16 protein-coding genes are annotated in these 15,892 nt (G+C 43.3%); 4 read left to right on the top strand and 12 right to left on the bottom strand.

Going from position 1 to position 15,892, the window contains the following annotated elements:
* The first annotated feature begins 281 nt into the window (after window positions 1-281).
* Window positions 282-725, top strand: a complete 444-nt coding sequence (locus tag BQ7117_RS07840) for a hypothetical protein (protein ID WP_237563057.1) — start codon at window positions 282-284, stop codon at window positions 723-725.
* 46 nt (window positions 726-771) lie between these two features.
* Here the strand turns inward: BQ7117_RS07840 and BQ7117_RS04875 are convergent, their stop codons facing one another.
* The 8 genes from BQ7117_RS04875 to BQ7117_RS04915 form a co-directional block, all read right to left on the bottom strand.
* Window positions 772-1,107 (bottom strand): methylated-DNA--[protein]-cysteine S-methyltransferase, encoded by a 336-nt coding sequence (locus BQ7117_RS04875; protein WP_202613022.1) that lies wholly within the window; start codon window positions 1,105-1,107, stop codon window positions 772-774.
* 1,012 nt (window positions 1,108-2,119) lie between these two features.
* Window positions 2,120-4,039, bottom strand: a complete 1,920-nt coding sequence (gene tet(M) / locus BQ7117_RS04885) for a tetracycline resistance ribosomal protection protein Tet(M) (RefSeq protein WP_000691727.1) — start codon at window positions 4,037-4,039, stop codon at window positions 2,120-2,122.
* A 15-nt stretch (window positions 4,040-4,054) separates the two neighbouring features.
* Window positions 4,055-4,141: a tetracycline resistance determinant leader peptide gene (locus tag BQ7117_RS04890; protein ID WP_011058339.1), complete on the bottom strand. Its 87-nt coding sequence runs from the start codon at window positions 4,139-4,141 to the stop codon at window positions 4,055-4,057.
* Between the two features lie 390 nt (window positions 4,142-4,531).
* On the bottom strand, window positions 4,532-5,026 hold the full coding sequence (locus BQ7117_RS04895; RefSeq protein ID WP_034440403.1) for a hypothetical protein: 495 nt from the start codon (window positions 5,024-5,026) through the stop codon (window positions 4,532-4,534).
* 83 nt (window positions 5,027-5,109) lie between these two features.
* On the bottom strand, window positions 5,110-6,366 hold the full coding sequence (locus BQ7117_RS04900; RefSeq protein ID WP_237563058.1) for a 5-methylcytosine restriction system specificity protein McrC: 1,257 nt from the start codon (window positions 6,364-6,366) through the stop codon (window positions 5,110-5,112).
* A gap of 46 nt (window positions 6,367-6,412) precedes the next feature.
* Window positions 6,413-7,846, bottom strand: coding sequence for an McrB family protein (locus BQ7117_RS04905; RefSeq protein WP_073996460.1), 1,434 nt, complete (start codon window positions 7,844-7,846; stop codon window positions 6,413-6,415).
* A gap of 37 nt (window positions 7,847-7,883) precedes the next feature.
* Window positions 7,884-9,131, bottom strand: coding sequence for a class I SAM-dependent RNA methyltransferase (locus BQ7117_RS04910; RefSeq protein WP_073996461.1), 1,248 nt, complete (start codon window positions 9,129-9,131; stop codon window positions 7,884-7,886).
* Window positions 9,132-9,153: 22 nt separating this feature from the next.
* Complete coding sequence (locus BQ7117_RS04915) at window positions 9,154-10,977, bottom strand: APC family permease (RefSeq protein ID WP_073996462.1); 1,824 nt, start codon at window positions 10,975-10,977, stop codon at window positions 9,154-9,156.
* A 46-nt stretch (window positions 10,978-11,023) separates the two neighbouring features.
* Here BQ7117_RS04915 and BQ7117_RS04920 point away from each other — a divergent pair, with 46 nt between their 5' ends.
* Window positions 11,024-11,692: a potassium channel family protein gene (locus tag BQ7117_RS04920; protein ID WP_202613023.1), complete on the top strand. Its 669-nt coding sequence runs from the start codon at window positions 11,024-11,026 to the stop codon at window positions 11,690-11,692.
* Complete coding sequence (locus BQ7117_RS04925) at window positions 11,689-12,396, top strand: potassium channel family protein (protein ID WP_073996463.1); 708 nt, start codon at window positions 11,689-11,691, stop codon at window positions 12,394-12,396. Before BQ7117_RS04920 ends, BQ7117_RS04925 begins: the two co-directional genes overlap by 4 nt.
* A gap of 111 nt (window positions 12,397-12,507) precedes the next feature.
* On the opposite strand, the gene BQ7117_RS04930 is transcribed toward BQ7117_RS04925, so the two are convergent.
* From BQ7117_RS04930 to BQ7117_RS04945, 4 genes are read right to left on the bottom strand one after another with little or no spacing between them, the layout of a single operon-like run.
* Window positions 12,508-13,194 (bottom strand): DUF3159 domain-containing protein, encoded by a 687-nt coding sequence (locus BQ7117_RS04930; protein WP_073996464.1) that lies wholly within the window; start codon window positions 13,192-13,194, stop codon window positions 12,508-12,510.
* Complete coding sequence (locus BQ7117_RS04935; protein ID WP_073996465.1) at window positions 13,194-13,436, bottom strand: single stranded DNA-binding domain-containing protein; 243 nt, start codon at window positions 13,434-13,436, stop codon at window positions 13,194-13,196. The genes BQ7117_RS04930 and BQ7117_RS04935 overlap by 1 nt, the downstream gene beginning before the upstream one ends.
* A complete protein-coding gene (locus BQ7117_RS04940; RefSeq protein ID WP_073996466.1) occupies window positions 13,433-14,125 on the bottom strand; it encodes a DUF3710 domain-containing protein in 693 nt (230 codons plus the stop codon). Before BQ7117_RS04940 ends, BQ7117_RS04935 begins: the two co-directional genes overlap by 4 nt.
* A gap of 52 nt (window positions 14,126-14,177) precedes the next feature.
* Window positions 14,178-14,477 carry a DUF4193 domain-containing protein gene (locus BQ7117_RS04945; protein ID WP_073996467.1) on the bottom strand — a complete coding sequence of 100 codons (300 nt, stop codon included), beginning with the start codon at window positions 14,475-14,477 and terminating at the stop codon, window positions 14,178-14,180.
* A 261-nt stretch (window positions 14,478-14,738) separates the two neighbouring features.
* Between BQ7117_RS04945 and sepH the strand changes: the two genes are divergently transcribed.
* Complete coding sequence (gene sepH / locus BQ7117_RS04950; RefSeq protein ID WP_073996468.1) at window positions 14,739-15,890, top strand: septation protein SepH; 1,152 nt, start codon at window positions 14,739-14,741, stop codon at window positions 15,888-15,890.
* Window positions 15,891-15,892 lie beyond the last annotated feature (2 nt).

A 15,892-nucleotide genomic window follows, 5' to 3' on the forward strand; every position in this document is an offset into this window, starting at 1 on the left:
AATCATTTATTACACATCATAAAATCGCTGACAGTAAGCAAATGCGCATAGAAGCATTCGATGCAAATACTGCCTAAATACAAAGTAGCTGATAACTTACAAAGGAAAAAGAAACAAGGTGAAACACTATAGTTACTCACTGTAACAACATAAGAATGCAAATAATTCTCTAGGGCAAGCTCGCGCACGCGAGCAAGTCCGGTGCTCTCCTAGATGGGCGATGCAAAGAAGTTCGTATAGAATATACGTGGGTAGTCATAATTATTTCAAAGGAGAATATTGTGTCTGCTGCTAAAGGGAATAGGCTAAAATTAGCACCCCTACCGGCTGTGTTGGTAGGCCTGGGAATACTGGTTTATCGCTTCTGGTGGAACACCTCTGCTCTGTATGCTCCATTCTACGCGCTCATGGCGTGCGGGGTTGTTGCTGCGTTGATCCAGTTATTGGTTGCCATAACAACTACTCCTCTGCACCGCAGAAAGGTTATAGCTATCGTGGATACGACAGTGATTATAATGACGCTGTTGACCATCTTCTTTGGCGAGTATATAGCCTGCAATGTGCTGAAATTGCCTACTATTAGCTATGCTTGGAGCCCTGGGACACAGATTAACACCGTCGCTACAATCTTGGCCGGTGCCGTGGTGACACTCCTAGTGTTCTGGGACCAACGTAAGACAAGGCGGCAGTCAAATCATACTTTTCATAAACGGCAGGAACAGTAGAAACAGAAGAGACAATTTATTTAAATCTTAGCTCTTTGAATGCCCTTCACTGGTTCTCTTTTAGTTTCAAAGTACTATTTCTCAGTTCCAAATCTAATAAGACTTTTTTCATATCTAATCCTCCGGCGTATCCTGTCAATTTACCATCGGATCCGATGACCCTGTGACAAGGTATAACAATTAAAATTGGATTTTTATTGTTTGCCATTCCCACTGCACGGCTGGCCTTCGGATTTTTAATAGCTATTGCTATTTCTTTATATGTGCGTGTTTCTCCATAAGGGATATGCGTTAATTCTTCCCATACTTGCTTTTGAAAGGCCGTTCCATCAAGCTCAAATTTGAAATCAAATGCTTTTCTTTTTCCACTCAGATATTCCATAACCTCTTCATAAACCAAGTCGGTAAATTCCGTCTTTTTTCCATAATCGCTTGTTTCATCAATCTTTTGTAGGAAGACTAACGAATCTCGTTTATATCCAATTTTTAATAATCCAAATGGAAATTCATATACAGCAAAATCTATTATTTTTAACCCCTATGCTGTTTTTGCCTTTTATTCAATTCTTGGCTATTTTACTTACACACTTGTAGCGAATAGTCTACCTATGTATCGAGACTACCTTGATAATAATCATGCCTCAAGAAAAGAGTCTTAGTGCTTGTTGCACGATAGAAGATGGCAAAGGTAATCTTGTTGAGGATGGGTGTCTAAGTCCACTGCAAGCTGGGATTCGTCAGCTAATAAATTTACTTGTATTTTTTAAATGGTTTGAGTGTTTTTGTATCATTTTGTGTGGTGAATAGGATAATTGACGACACAACACCTAAAAAATCACTTCTGACAATATTTCTGTAGTCTCAATAAGCACAAAAAGCAGTTCTATAGTTACAACCCTCTATTTCACAGTAGCCAGAACTGTTATCAAACGGTCTAAAAAAGGAATTCCGAGCATTTGCCCCAACCGAGGCAGTTCTTCGGGACCCCTTGACTTCAAGCCTTTTTATACAGTTTCAGTCCTTCACTCTTGACATCAAAACAACACTCTCAACTTGTTCATCATTGTCCAAACTTATATTCAAATCATCGTCTATAATTGGGCCCTTAGAAACTAAGGGAGATTTGATCACTTACTTCTCATTTATTTGTCTTGAATTGAATGCAAATTATATAAGCCGTAGCTAGCTAATATAATTAGTATTACACCTAAAATTATTGATTTATAATCAATTACATTAAATAAACCTAATATTATTAAGAGGGCAGAGAAAAATAAAAGATAGTAATATGGAGCTTTTCTTCTATTTATATCTAAATTTTTACTTTCTTTATTAAACAAAATATTTCATCTTATTTAACAAGAAACCATATTTATATAACAACATAAAATACACTAAGTTATTTTATTGAACATATATCGTACTTTATCTATCCGACTATTTGGACGACGGGGCTGGCAAACAGGTTCACCGGTAGTAACATGGTACCCTTTTAACTCTGTTAAACAAACACTACGTCCATTTGTAAAGAAAGTTAAATCACTACGATATTCTTGAATACACCGAGCAGGGATTTCTCCACTAAGAATGACCTCATTATTTTTCAATTGAGTGTCTACGATGTTCGCACAATATTTAGGAGCATCGTTGTATGCTCGTGAAAGATATTCCTGTGGCGCATAAATTTTAAAACTAAGATATGGCTCTAACAATTCTGTTCCAGCTTTTTTTAAGACTTGTTCCAATACAATAGGAGCAAGCATCCGAAAATCTGCTGGGGTACTAACAGGGCTATAGTATAAGCCATACTTAAAACAGATTTTACAATCCGTCACATTCCAACCATATAATCCTTGTTCGCAACCATAGCGTATCCCTTCCATAACTGCATTTTGAAATGATTGATTTAAGTATCCAAGAGAAACCGAGCTCTCATACTGCATTCCACTTCCCAACGGAAGCGGTGATACAGATAAACCAATGGAAGCCCAGAAAGGATTTGGCGGCACTTCGATGTGAATGGTATATTCTGCATTTTTTAACGGTCTCTCCATATAAATGACTGTAGGCTCTTTTAGTTCTATCTCCACATGATACTTTTCTTGCAACAGTGCACTAATCACTTCCATTTGTACTTTCCCTAAGAAAGAAAGTATAATTTCATGTGTCGTAGAATCCACGTAATATCGTAGAAGCGGATCACTATCTGAGATTTCCAAAAGGGCATCAAGCAACATTTCTCTCTGTTCAGGTTTACTCGGTTCAACAGTTGTTTGTAGTAGAGGGTGCGGATTTTCAATCTTTTTTCTCTGTGGCAATAGTTTTGTATCTCCAAGAACACTATTTAACTTCAAAAACTCATTTTGCAAAATAACAATTTCTCCAGAATAAGCTCTATCAATCTTACATAATTCACCATTTATTGAAGTATACATTTCTGTAACTTTTATTTTTTCTTTTTCTGATACTCTAACCGAATCTCGTAAATGTAGTACTCCACTATAAAGGCGTATATATGCAAGACGTTGTCTTTTTTTTGTATATTCAATTTTGAAAACATTTCCGCAAAGTTCAGACGGACCTCGATGTGTTGATGAATAAAATTTATTCGTAATCACTTCTATAAGGTTATCAATCCCTATATTGTTTTTTGCACTTCCGTGATAAACAGGGAACAGGGAACAATTATGAAATCTTATGCTTTCCTCTTGTTCGAGTTCCAATGCTTCTAATGATTTACCGGACATATATTTCTCTAAAAGGTCATCGTTTCCCTCTATTACCGTATCCCATTGTTCAGATTCGGTAAAGTTCGTCACACACATATTAGGATACAGTTCTACCTTCTGTTTGATTACAATTTCGGCAGAAAGTTTCTCTTTAATATCCTGATAAACCGTTGATAAATCAATTCCATTTTGGTCAATCTTATTGATAAAAAAGATTGTGGGAATCCCCATTTTCCTAAGTGCATGAAATAATATACGAGTTTGTGCTTGTACGCCATCTTTTGCAGAAATCAGTAGAATTGCCCCATCTAAAACTGATAATGAACGATATACTTCTGCTAAGAAATCCATATGTCCTGGCGTGTCTATGATGTTCACCTTCGTATTTTCCCACTGAAAAGAGGTTATTCCTGTCTGAATTGTAATTCCTCTCTGACGTTCTAAAAGCGTATTATCCGTCCTCGTTGTACCTTTGTCCACGCTTCCTAATTCTGTAATCGCTCCACTGTTATATAATAAGCTTTCTGTTAAGGTAGTTTTTCCTGCATCAACATGAGCTAAAACTCCAATATTAATAATTTTCATGTGATTTTCCTCCATTCAAAAACCCAAAAGGGCATAAAAATCCCAGTGATAAATACTTTTATCACTGGGATTTTTATGCATAACCATAGGTATACAAAGCATACAGATATTCTCTGGATACTTTAGAATCACATGATAAAGGTATTCTTAAACTGGGTACAAAAAACTAAGCCCTCCTAAAAAAGGACATCTAATTATTTGTTCCCGCTATCAAATTGACAGTTTATTTAAGAATACCTTGCCGCATATTTATTAACTCCTTTTAAATAGTCACTTAAATAATAGCACGTAAGAGCATATTTGTAAAGGAATCTCCAATTTTTTATCAAAAAAAATAGGTATTTCCTTACTTCCATCTGTTTCAATTATCAGGATTTCTTTGTTGATCATTCCTCTTATATCTATTTCTGATAATTGGTTTTTTTAAGCTACAGCCCCTTAAAACAAATAGCCAAGAAGTCGAATTGAACATTATAAGTTATGAATTTCTAGTTAAACCAAAACGGTCAGTAAATATGCCAAAATTAGGCTCACGAAAAAGAAGATTATAATTTTTGCAATCTGACTTTTCCCATTAAAACCAAAATTATCATAACCCTTAGCACCAACCGTTTCTGGGTAAACTTTAGTCGGCAATTTTAACTTGGTAAGCATGAGATAATCAAAAAAGATAATATCAAAAAGCTTATATCCTTCAAATAGTATTAAAAATCTAACAAAGGCTTGCTGAAAAGTTAAACTAAATTTTACTGTATCAACAATTGCCCAGCCTAGAACGGCTGCAATGGCTAGCAATCCAAGTATCATGATAAGTCCGCCGATTATATTGACCCAAATCGGTTTATCTGGCAACTTACTCATCATAACTTTGATATCATCAGGTGCGCCGAAATGCTTCGAGCCAAATTTCGGTATAATAAGTATAAAATTCACCATCATAATTGATGCTGTTAAGCAGATGATTGTTAACATACCAAGTGTTTTCATCAATTTAGTTCACCTCCTCTCTTGAAGTATAAACCATTTCTACGACTACAGTTCGAGAAAACAAGTCAAAAACCTGCTCATGTTTACACTACAGCATTTATAGCAGCCACAACGTCACCTATAGAAGCTTTTGATATTGGCACTCCCATAATTAATGTCTTGTTTTCACATTCGTTCAGGCTACTATGCACGGTTATCGCATAGTATCTAAATTCCTTATATGGGTATGCGATAATGGCTTTCTTTTGTTGCACAGAGCTGAATGATGAATAGGCAAGTACTTGATGGAAGTCCTCCCTAAATGTATCATGTAGCTCCTGGGAGTTGTTGTCCCAATTGTACATGTGAGACTTATACTTTGCGTCCACTACTACCTGGTCGCCTTCTTTTGTCATTACCAAGTCCGGTTCCAGATATTTCAAAGCCCATGCTGGCTTTTGTCCACTTATTCCAAAATGAGGATTATTGACAACGCGAAAACCACTTTTATGTGCCAGCTGAGCGAACAAATATTGTATATATCTCTCAAAGAACCGGGAGTAATCGATTCTCCACGCACATCTTATATCTGACGAATCTGCCAAGATTAAATTCGCCACCGTCTTAAGCTCTTTAATAATTATCGGATCTGAAGAATGGATCTCGACGTGATCTACCGTAGGCAACAAGCTCCGATCGTACGTACGTTCAAGCCGCGAGATAATGCCCGCATAATGTCTTCGAAGAGACACGGGTGTTCTAGTTGATCTTAATTCTGTGATAGCGAGCGTTAAAACGTATTGCAGCTCAGCCCACTCAGAATGATCCGTAGTAAGCTCATTGATTTTATTCGGATATTTGAGAGCATTATAAGGATTGACGGATTCTAAGGAATATCTAGTCCAATTAGTATTTCTCGGTCTGCTCTGCGTGATACTCCTGTTTGTAAACTTCTGCCAATGAAAACGATTCGCTTGTTCATACTTATCAATGAATTTAGCACACTCTATGTATTTCGGCGGCATCACCGGCACATTGGCAGCTATGGGCATGGTGTTATTAAATTCCGGTGTGAAATCCTCTTCTCTCAAAAGAGGTAATATTTCGTCTATTTCTTCACCGTAACGACCCACTACTTTCAAGTAGTCACGTACAAGTCCCGTGCCAGCAGAACGAATTGGGACAACCCCAGAATATTTCGATGAACTTAATTTTAATGAATAGTTAGAGTTATCATCGTATACTCCCTCAGCCTCTATTCCAAGATATGCAAAAGCCTTCTTATTTAATCTAATGAGCTTTTGAATATCCTGTACAGATTTTCGCTTATCACCAGACAGTAAACTTTTCATTTTATCCATAGAAAAATTTTTACTGCTCAGAACTTGAAGCTTCAAAGGGGTATAATCATTCATACAGATCGATCCCTAACTTATCATAAATATAGTCGCTGAACTCTGAAACCGCGTTCTTTAAATACCCTTCATTAAAGTATTCCTTCATCAGGGGAACTAGTTCATATCTCAAACGATGATTCCAAGCTTCTTTACTTTCAGCAGTAAAATATGCCTGACCCGGCTGCAGATTCAACTCCTCATTAGAAGCATATTTATTGAAAAGCTCCGAGAATTGTTTAAACTCATCGTCTAAGAAAACTTTTCCCGCCGGCGGTACTTCTACAGCATGTGGACGTAACGTGATCCATGAAAATCTACGTCTGAGTGCAAAATCTACTACAGCCAGGCTTCGGTCCGCGGTATTCATAGTAGCAATCACATAAAAATTATCGGGTAGCTTAACTATTTCGTATTCCCCAATTGTCACAGGGTTGGACCTCTCATCCGCATTCTTCTCGAACAGATAAAAAACAGGTCCAAGAACATTTGAAAGATTCGCTCTATTTATTTCATCAATTATAAGCAGTGTTGGCTTCTCGGGATTAGATTTAGCATAATTGATGGCATCAACCAGAATTCCATAGTGCTCCTCATAAAGTAAAGAGTTTCCCTTGGTTCTAGGTTTTATACCATAAACAAAATCAGAATATGTTGTCTCAGCATGAAACTGCTCAAAGAAAGTTTCACCATCATCTCCGCTAAAATGCTGCTTAGAAATTCTGTTAGCTGTCCACGTTTTACCTGTGCCGGGAGCTCCTTGAAGAACAATAAACCGTTCTTCGAGAAGATGCTTGTATATAGCTTCCTCCGAATAATCATCCAGATCTTTTGGCTCAGGCAGATTATTCTTGATTTCTGTTCTTTCGTCCTTGTTACTTCCAATCTCTCTAAAAATTGCATAGGTAGCTAGCCACTGCCACACAATGTCAAGTGCTTCTTCTTCAGAAGTATTTTCTAAATTAACGATCTGGCAAGCAGAAATAACTTTAGAATATTTTTTAATTACCTCTCGTAGATCCTCAACTCCATCCAGATGATTCCTGATGGCTGAAGGGGACTCAATATCTGAGAAATCAACTTTATAAAATTGTTTACCTGCATACTTACTATCTCTTAGATTGGAAAACAGTCTTCTTAACCACGGCAATGTGGCAACCGTATAGTCTTCATCAAATCCTGATAATCCAACCACCAGAGCAATCACGAAATGAGTGCATTCCGCATTAGGGAATATAACCAGACTAAAATCGCTGTAGGCACCCGTAGGCTCTGCATTAGCGCTCACCAGGCCAAAATAAGCACCCTTTCTGAAATCATCTTTCTTATCCGGGTGAAGATTCTTACGCCACACTGCGTTCTTAGCTTTCCGACCCTTCGATTCAAAGCAAAAGCCAAAGTCGTCACTTTTCTTTATAACCTCGTTAACGAATTCGTCTAGTGTCATATTCAACGACCTTCTATATTGTTTATTTAGTACTTATTTATTTACTTGACATCAATACTAGCGTCTCCACGTGATGCGTATGAGGGAAAATATCGAAGATGCGGATTCCCGCCATTCGATAGCCACCTGCCGCTAGCTGCGCCACATCGCGCGCCATTGCAGCTGGATCACAAGAAACTAAAACGATTTTCTCTGCCCCACTCTTTGCGAGCTGCTGGGCAGCTGCCACTCCCAGCCCTGCGCGCGGTGGATCTGCCAGTACGAAATCTGCCTGCGCCGTCAATTTTTGTATATTACGCGCCCCGATTCGCACTTCTTGCGCTTTTGCCCAGGGGAAAGCTGCTAAATTCTTTTGCGCAGCTTTTACGGCTTCCTTACTCCCTTCATAGGTAGATAAACTCCCCTGCGGCCCTATGCAATCTGCTAAAGGTTGGGAAAATAAACCGGCACCGGCATATAAATCCACTCCGCGCACTCCCGAGATATCTCCCAAAAAATCCTGCACCGCCATAATCAAAGTACGCGGGGCTTCTCGGTGCACTTGCCAAAATCCTGCCGCATCCAGCACATAACAATACTTTTTCTGCTGCTGCGGCTGTTGCCCCAATAGCAGCACTTGCTCTCGCACGATCCTGGCCGCGCGTTTACCGGGCGCACTATAAACCTTTTTCCCTACCGCCAGCCGGATATCTCCGCCACTGCTGGCCACTGCCCGCACTTTTGCTCCTACCGGCACATATTTATCCCACGCCCGGCCCCATAAATCGAGACTTCCTATACGCGCATCGGCCAGTGGCATTTCTTGTAGTGGCAATAATTCATGCGAATGCGCCCGATACATTCCAAATCCCTGCGGCATTTTCACTAAATCGATGCGGCTCCGGCTCCCCCAGCCATCGCTGCTATCAACTGCCTCTACTACTAGCGGCAAATCAGCTAACTGCACAGTAATTATTTCCCCGCCAATTTTTCGCAGCTGCGCCTCCACCACTTGGGCTTTTAATTCTCGCTGCATCGATAAAGCAATGTGTGCAAAATCAGCTGCTCCGGTATATGCCACTCCTCCCGCTGGCCAAGGATTTTCGATTCGCTCCGGGGCAGCTTCTAATACTTCCTGCACCACTGCTTTCGCAAAGCGGCGCTTTCGCTCAAATATCTGGACGCGTACTTTTTCTCCCGGGATAACACCTCCCACAAAGATTACTTGCCCATTTTCGCGCGCTACGCCGTACCCACCATGCGCAATATCGATAATGCGCAGCTCTAAATTCTCTTCCGCTTCCACAAACTACTCAACTATCTCGGCGCTATTTTTCAACATTAGTTTCCCGCATATTGAAAGGAACTTCGAGGAGCATAATTCCTTTTTCGGCTTTTAGCTCATTAATTATGCGCGGGGTCCGGAAACGATAGAAAAAACGCGCGAGCGGATTGCTTGGTAAGACGCGCGCCACCACTACTACCAGCGGTTCGTGGGGGTGAGCTGCACTGAATTCGCGCAAAAAATCTATGATCGGCCCACGGGAAGCTCCAGCCGGAGTGCCAAGAATAGTCAATGGCAACGGAATCTCCGCCTTCTGCCAATCATTACGCAACTGTACGGTACTTTCCGGATCTACATCTACGCAGAGAGCCTGCAGAGACGCGAGACGCATGGCTCGCGCCCAGTCAATAGCTTTTATACTCGCCCCATCTAAATGCGATACCAGCACGAAGCCATGCACTTGGGTGGGAATATGGCGTTCTGCCAATACTTCTGTAATATCCAAAGCGCGTGATACCTTTCTTTTTCCCCGATTGTAGAAAATAAGCGCAATTTCTGGGCCGAGGAGTAATAAGACCGTCCACAATACCCACTCCACGGAAACTGCTGTTACTGAGTAAATCATGGCGAGCAGGAAAAGTGAATAAAACCCAAAAATTATCCGCAGCCGCTTCGCATCAGCTCTTTCTGCCGCAGAGAATGAAGATTTTAGTATTTTCTGCGAACGAGCCATCATTGCAAAGCAAGTCAGCAACCCGATGGTATAAGAAACCATTAGAAATACCATCGTGAAGAAATGGAAAGAAGTCAGCATATAGGTAGCTAAGCTAGCTAACCCCGCAATAATAATTACGATTACCGCGCGTTCGTTTTCTGAATCTTGAAATCCGAAACGCCGCGGCAATAGGTTATCTAAAGCTAATTGCCGCAAAATCTGTGGTAGCTGCCAATAAGCTGAAAGGGTGAGTGTGATACCTAAAAAGGCGAGTACTGCTGCGAAAATTCCGGTAACTGGGCGCGGAAAGAGCAAAGCGCTAATCTCCAGCAACGGCAAACTTCCAGATTGGTGCAATACATCTAATTGCACCGCTAAATAAATTATTAGGGCAATTAGCAATAATACTGGAATAAAGTATCGGTAAATTGAACGCATCTGCACGCGCCGATAACGCGGATTTACTAGGGTGCGCTCACTGAAGATAATTAAAGCGGCGGCGGGGATACAGCTGCTGAGAAAAGCTTCATAGGGGATTCCCCCTAGCGTCGCTCCGGAAAGCGCATCCGTTGCCTCTAACTGCGATTCCAACGCCGCCTCTCCACTCGTAAAGAGGTCATTTCCCGTAAATTCCATTCCCAAAGCCACCCCGACGCCGAGCACGATTAGCACAAAGACCAAATAGGGAGTGGCGATAACCCAACGGCGCACCGAAAAACGAACCCGAATTAAGGCGGGTATAGCTAGCACAATCACTAAGGCACTGGCGATACCAGGGTGCTGCGAGCTGCTCGGAATAAAGAAATCTATCGCTTCTAGTGCCAGCTGCACTCCCAGCATAATGAGCAAAGCATAGGAGAGAATTCGCGCAGCTCCAATAAATATCCCTACTTTTTCCCCTAGATAATAGGCACATATTTGCTGAAAAGAACGCCGCGGTAACTCTTTATTTAGCTGATGTAGCACCAGCGAAGTCACCACAAACACAAAGACGCCCGGGAAGAGCAAGGAAAAAATTCCCAAACTTAAATGTTGGCCAGTGAAGGGAACGAGGATAACTTGCGGTACTATAGCTATCAGGGTAACGAGCACAGTTTTCGCCACGGCACCAAAATACCGCGGCTGAAAATCTTTCCGGCGCAAATTATCCATAGTAAATAGAGTACGCTTTCCACTAGTCAAAGGTAGCTTCTTAATCGTGCATTTCGTCATTATGGGATGTGGACGCGCAGGCGCCACACTGGCAAATAATTTAATCGCCCGCGGGCACTCCGTAGCGATTATTGATAAAAATCCGGATGCCTTTCGCCGACTCCCCGATGATTTTCCGGGACAACGCGTGACGGGAATCGGCTTTGATCGCGACACTCTCCAGCAAGCCGGCATCGAAGATGCGGCTGGATTCGCCGCGGTATCTTCGGGAGATAACTCCAATATCATTGCTGCGCGAGTAGTGCGCGATACTTTCGGCATCGAGAATGTAGTGACGCGTATTTACGATAGCTCGCGCGCCGGCGTATATGAACGGCTAGGAATCGCTACGGTAGCTACCGTACGCTGGACTGCCGATAGAATGCTGCGCAAACTAATCAATCTCGGCCCGCACATAGAATATATAAATTCCACCTATAATATGACGCTTTTTTATGTGGATATACACCCCTCTTGGTATGGGATAAGCTGCGAAAATCTGGAGCAAGCTGTAGCAGCTCGGCTAGCTTTTATCGGGCGAGATGATGAATCAATTCTTCCGAATTCTGATACCGTGCTCCAAGACGGCGATAACGTATATCTAATCGCAGCGGCAGAGCGCACCAAAGAAATTCAACGCCTACTTAACCACGAGATAGAAGAGGGCTGGCTATGAAAGTAATGATTGCCGGAGCTGGCTCCGTAGGCCGTTCTATTGCGGCAGAGCTTATTCAACGTGGATATGAAGTGACCTTAGTGGATTCCGATCCACACGCCATGCGGATTGCCAAAGTGCCCAGTGCGGATTGGGTATTGGCGGATGCATGTGAAATATCGACTTTGGAAAATATTTCTCTCCAAGATGCCGACGTCGTAGTGGCCGCTACCGGAGACGATAAAGCTAATTTAGTGGTTTCCCTGCTGGCAAAGACGGAATTCGGAGTGCCGCGCGTAGTAGCACGCGTAAATAATCCCGCTAACGAATGGCTATTTGACGAAGCCTGGGGGGTAGATTATGCCGTATCTACTCCGCGAATTATGACCATGAATATTGAAGATGCGGTGGCTTCGGGAGAGCTCAGTAAGCGAATCGATTTTGATCAAAGCAGTACCAGCCTCTACCAAGCCGTAATCCCCGCCGACGCCCCTATTGTGGGTCTAGCTATTCGGGAAATTCTTTTACCGCAGAGTCTCTTTATCTGCGGAATAATCCGCGGTGGAGCTCCTTTAATTGCCGAACCACTCGTAAAAATTGAAAGCGGAGATCGGGTACTTTTCATAGCGCACAATGCCTCCGAAGAAGAAATCGCGGCGGTGGCTGCCCTCAGCTCACCTCCTACTCCACTTTCTGCCAATAGTGCAGAAGAAAGCGCAAATTAGGAATTAGTTCGTTTAGAAGAAGTTTCGCCCGGGAGCTTGCCCTAAGGTTTTGCCGGAGTGGCCTTTCCTAGCGCTTTACCGTAGTTTTCCGCGCGGGCAGGCAGAGGAATTTTAAAGATTTTTCGGATGCTCCCCAGCCGATTTTTCACTCGGAACTCCGCGCACTAGCATCCACGAAAACCAGGCAGCTAGAGCGAAAAGAGGAATTCCGAGAATTAGTTTTGCCACCCCGAGCGCCTCCGCTGCTCCTTGCCAATAGAGTGGGAGTTGTACTACCAGACGCAGCGCAAATACCCCGAGCCAAATCAAAGTAATTGCATAGTACCGCCGGCGTAATTGTGCCAAGGCCTCCCCCTTGCGCCAAGCGGTAGATTCGCCGCGGAAAAATCCGATAACTACTCCGAGTAGCGGCCATTTTATTAGCAGCGAGAGTAGCAGCAAGAAAAAATATCCTGCATTCATCAAAATTCCCCAGAGGAACATATTGCTTGCTTCCCCAGTATGCCATACGAGCACTGCGGAAATTACCACAGCTAACAGGCCACCTAATACGGGCATTACCGAAATTCTTTGCAAAATCCGCACCAGCACCCCGATAAGGCAAATTCCGCAGGAAATAAAGGCTGCTAAAGCCGGGCGGTGAGTAAAGATATAAAGAATCAGAAAAATTAGGGTCGGGATTATTGATTCACAAATTCCCCGCCAGCCTCCTACCGCCTGCAGTGCATCAAATTTTTCACTGGTAATAGCAGCCAAAGCAGTTCGCGTAGATTTGGGAGTAGAAAATTTTTTCTCCATTATTTACTTTCAATGCAGTAGCGCGGGTTATATAGAGTGCGTATTCCTTGCCGCTCCACATAATAACCACTCACTTTAATTGTTTGCCCAATATCTAAAGCGTGCAGAGTGCGATAAGAGAGAAATACAATCTCTAGCGGGCGGTCAGCCGTCTCTAAGTGCACTTTCACAGCGGGAGAATTAGTAGCACCGGGATAGGAAATAGCAGAAACTTTTCCTTCGGTATCAATCCAATGTTTCACTGCTGGGGCATCTCCCGCGCCATGAAATCACCTTTTGGCAAGTGCAAAGGAAGCAGCTCCCGAGGCGGGAAAGGCTCTTCACCGCGGTTTATCACTAATTTTTCCAATACGGAGAGCATCTCTTGGCTCGCCTGCTTATCGTAGCCAGCTTTTCCGTAAAGACTTACGCGCAGTAACCATCTCGGCCCGTCAATACCTAAAAAACGGTGCGGGGCGAACTTTTTCGAATCCGGCAACGGCATCTGTGCCTCTAATTCTTTACCGAAAGGGCCCACTACTTCTTGGGAAGATCCACCCTGTTTGGCAATAGAGCTGCGCATATCGAGACGCACAGAATCCCAAATACCTTGCGATTTTGGTGCCGCGAAAGCCTGCAATTGCAGAGCCGAGCCATCCTTTATGTAGACAACTCCGATTATATTCTGCTGCTGTGCATCGGTAGTAAATTGCAGCTGCGCTCCCGGCAGTAAGGGAATTTGCAATGCTCCGGCGTCCACTAAATCTTCGATAGTAGCTACTTCGTTTATATCCCATGGCCCATTTAGGCGATAATCAACTTCCTGCTCCCCATCTGCCACTTGGGAAGCGTCTGCGCCACTTTCGCCGCCGTCTACGCCTTCCGCTACTTCCTGCTCCGGTGCAGATTCTGCAACTGCTTCAGTATTTTTTCGCCGCCGGAACCATCCCATTTGCTTCCACTCCCTCTTTTCTTTACCGCTATTTAGATTTTGGAGAGTCTAATCAGGAAGCGCAATCATTACATACAGGGAGTCCATCTTCTTCGTATGCCAATTGGGAACGATGATGGACTAAGAAGCAGGAAGAGCAAGTAAATTCATCATCTTGCGCCGGAATCACTGCCACCGCTAACTCCATATTGGATAAATCAGCTCCCGGAAGTTCAAAACCGTCTGCCGCTTCTACTTCGTCTTCATCTACCGATCCAGATTGATGCTTAGTGCTACGGGCTTTTAATTCTTCTAAAGAATCTGTTTTCAGTTCTTCATCACGCTTCCGCGGGGCGTCATAATCTGTGGCCATAACTCTTCCGTTCCAATTTGAGCTGGCGGGCTAGGCAGTGCCACCGCCATTCCTTTATTAGTAACTTCCCAGTCTTTGTATCAAAGCTAAGTAAATTTAGCAAGGCGAATTCTCTATATTTTCCCTCACAGCAGATTTTAAGATTTTTCTCGAAACTGCCAAATAAAACTATATAAGCTCTAGCCGCCTGCTAACATTGGCAATGTACCACCGTATATAGAGTTATACGCAGGAATCAGGTATTTAGAAAGGTGTACTTTTATGGAGCTGCAGCTGCAAGGGCTTGATTCAGAAAACGGATGCCTTTCTCTGTGTGATAGTGACGGCAAAGAATACGTACTTCCACTTACCACCGAGTTACGAGAATTAGTGCAAACCGAATCAGAAACAGAAGAAAATACCGAAAAAGAAGTTGCACCGCCGCACAGCACTCTCGATACGACTCCCCCGGTGGATACCTCGGATACGGCCGATTCTTCAGTTGAGGTACAAAATTATTCTCCACGCGAAATTCAGGCGCTTTTCCGGGCCGGCAAGGCGGTGGCCGAAGTAGAAAAAATGTCTGGAATTCCGGCAGAACAGCTGAATAAGCTCGCTGTTCCTATTCGCAATGAGCGCGATTATATTGTGGCGCAAGCCTGCGGTTATTTACAAAGCCAGCAGGGTGGAGATTTGACGCTAGCCGAATTAGTAATTTCCCGCCTCGTAAAACGTGGCGTAGACGAAAATGAAATAACTTGGGATGCCACGCGCGCTGCCGATTCTCCGTGGAAATTAACTGCTTCTTATCAGATTGCCGGTGCTCCTTTACAGGCCGAATGGGAAATCAATACGAAGGCAAGGACGCTCAGCGCAAATAATGATGAAGCTACTTGGCTTACCGAAACGCGTATCCCCGCCCCGGATTCACCATGGCGCCCGCTCAATATGCCTGAGCTCGAAAAAGAAAGTGCTCCTTCCGCATCTGCCGCAGCAGATTCGCTTGCCGAGACCGATTTCGATATTCCCCAGCTTTTCCCGGAGCAAACTGCCATCTCAGAATCAGAAACTATAGACATTAACGAGATTCTTGCCTCCTTAGAGCATCGCCGGGGCACCAATGCTCCAATGCCGGAAGAAGAAGAGGAATTTCTGGGAGCTCACCCAGCTGCCTCGGAACCAGAAATGGCACAGGACGCCAGTATTCTTCAGCTGCCGGAGCGCGGAGATAATTCCACTCCGCTGCCGGCCGCACCCGCTGCAGAGCTAGAGAATCAAAACACTCTACCGGGTATGCCGGATACTCCGGAAGAAGCTAATAGCGAGAATGAGAAAACGGCGAAAAAATCGAAACGGCGCGATCGCCCAGCTATGCCTTCGTGGGATGAAATAGTATTTGGATATTCTAAAGACGACGATGAAAACGCCGAGTAGAT

The sequence above is a fragment of the Arcanobacterium urinimassiliense genome (assembly GCF_900119495.1).
In the GTDB taxonomy this organism is placed as follows: Bacteria; Actinomycetota; Actinomycetes; order Actinomycetales; family Actinomycetaceae; genus Arcanobacterium_A; species Arcanobacterium_A urinimassiliense.

Bases quoted from the DNA above. Each gene is read 5' to 3' on its own strand.
- BQ7117_RS04945 (WP_073996467.1), bottom strand. From the start codon at position 14,477: ATGGCCACAGATTATGACGCCCCGCGGAAGCGTGATGAAGAACTGAAA.
- BQ7117_RS04915 (WP_073996462.1), bottom strand. From the start codon at position 10,977: ATGGATAATTTGCGCCGGAAAGATTTTCAGCCGCGGTATTTTGGTGCC.
- BQ7117_RS04875 (WP_202613022.1), bottom strand. From the start codon at position 1,107: ATGGAATATCTGAGTGGAAAAAGAAAAGCATTTGATTTCAAATTTGAG.
- BQ7117_RS04905 (WP_073996460.1), bottom strand. From the start codon at position 7,846: ATGACACTAGACGAATTCGTTAACGAGGTTATAAAGAAAAGTGACGAC.
- BQ7117_RS04940 (WP_073996466.1), bottom strand. From the start codon at position 14,125: ATGGGATGGTTCCGGCGGCGAAAAAATACTGAAGCAGTTGCAGAATCT.
- BQ7117_RS04900 (WP_237563058.1), bottom strand. From the start codon at position 6,366: ATGGATAAAATGAAAAGTTTACTGTCTGGTGATAAGCGAAAATCTGTA.
- BQ7117_RS04890 (WP_011058339.1), bottom strand. From the start codon at position 4,141: ATGCTTTGTATACCTATGGTTATGCATAAAAATCCCAGTGATAAAAGT.
- BQ7117_RS04925 (WP_073996463.1), top strand. From the start codon at position 11,689: ATGAAAGTAATGATTGCCGGAGCTGGCTCCGTAGGCCGTTCTATTGCG.
- sepH (WP_073996468.1), top strand. From the start codon at position 14,739: ATGGAGCTGCAGCTGCAAGGGCTTGATTCAGAAAACGGATGCCTTTCT.
- BQ7117_RS04895 (WP_034440403.1), bottom strand. From the start codon at position 5,026: ATGAAAACACTTGGTATGTTAACAATCATCTGCTTAACAGCATCAATT.
- BQ7117_RS04930 (WP_073996464.1), bottom strand. From the start codon at position 13,194: ATGGAGAAAAAATTTTCTACTCCCAAATCTACGCGAACTGCTTTGGCT.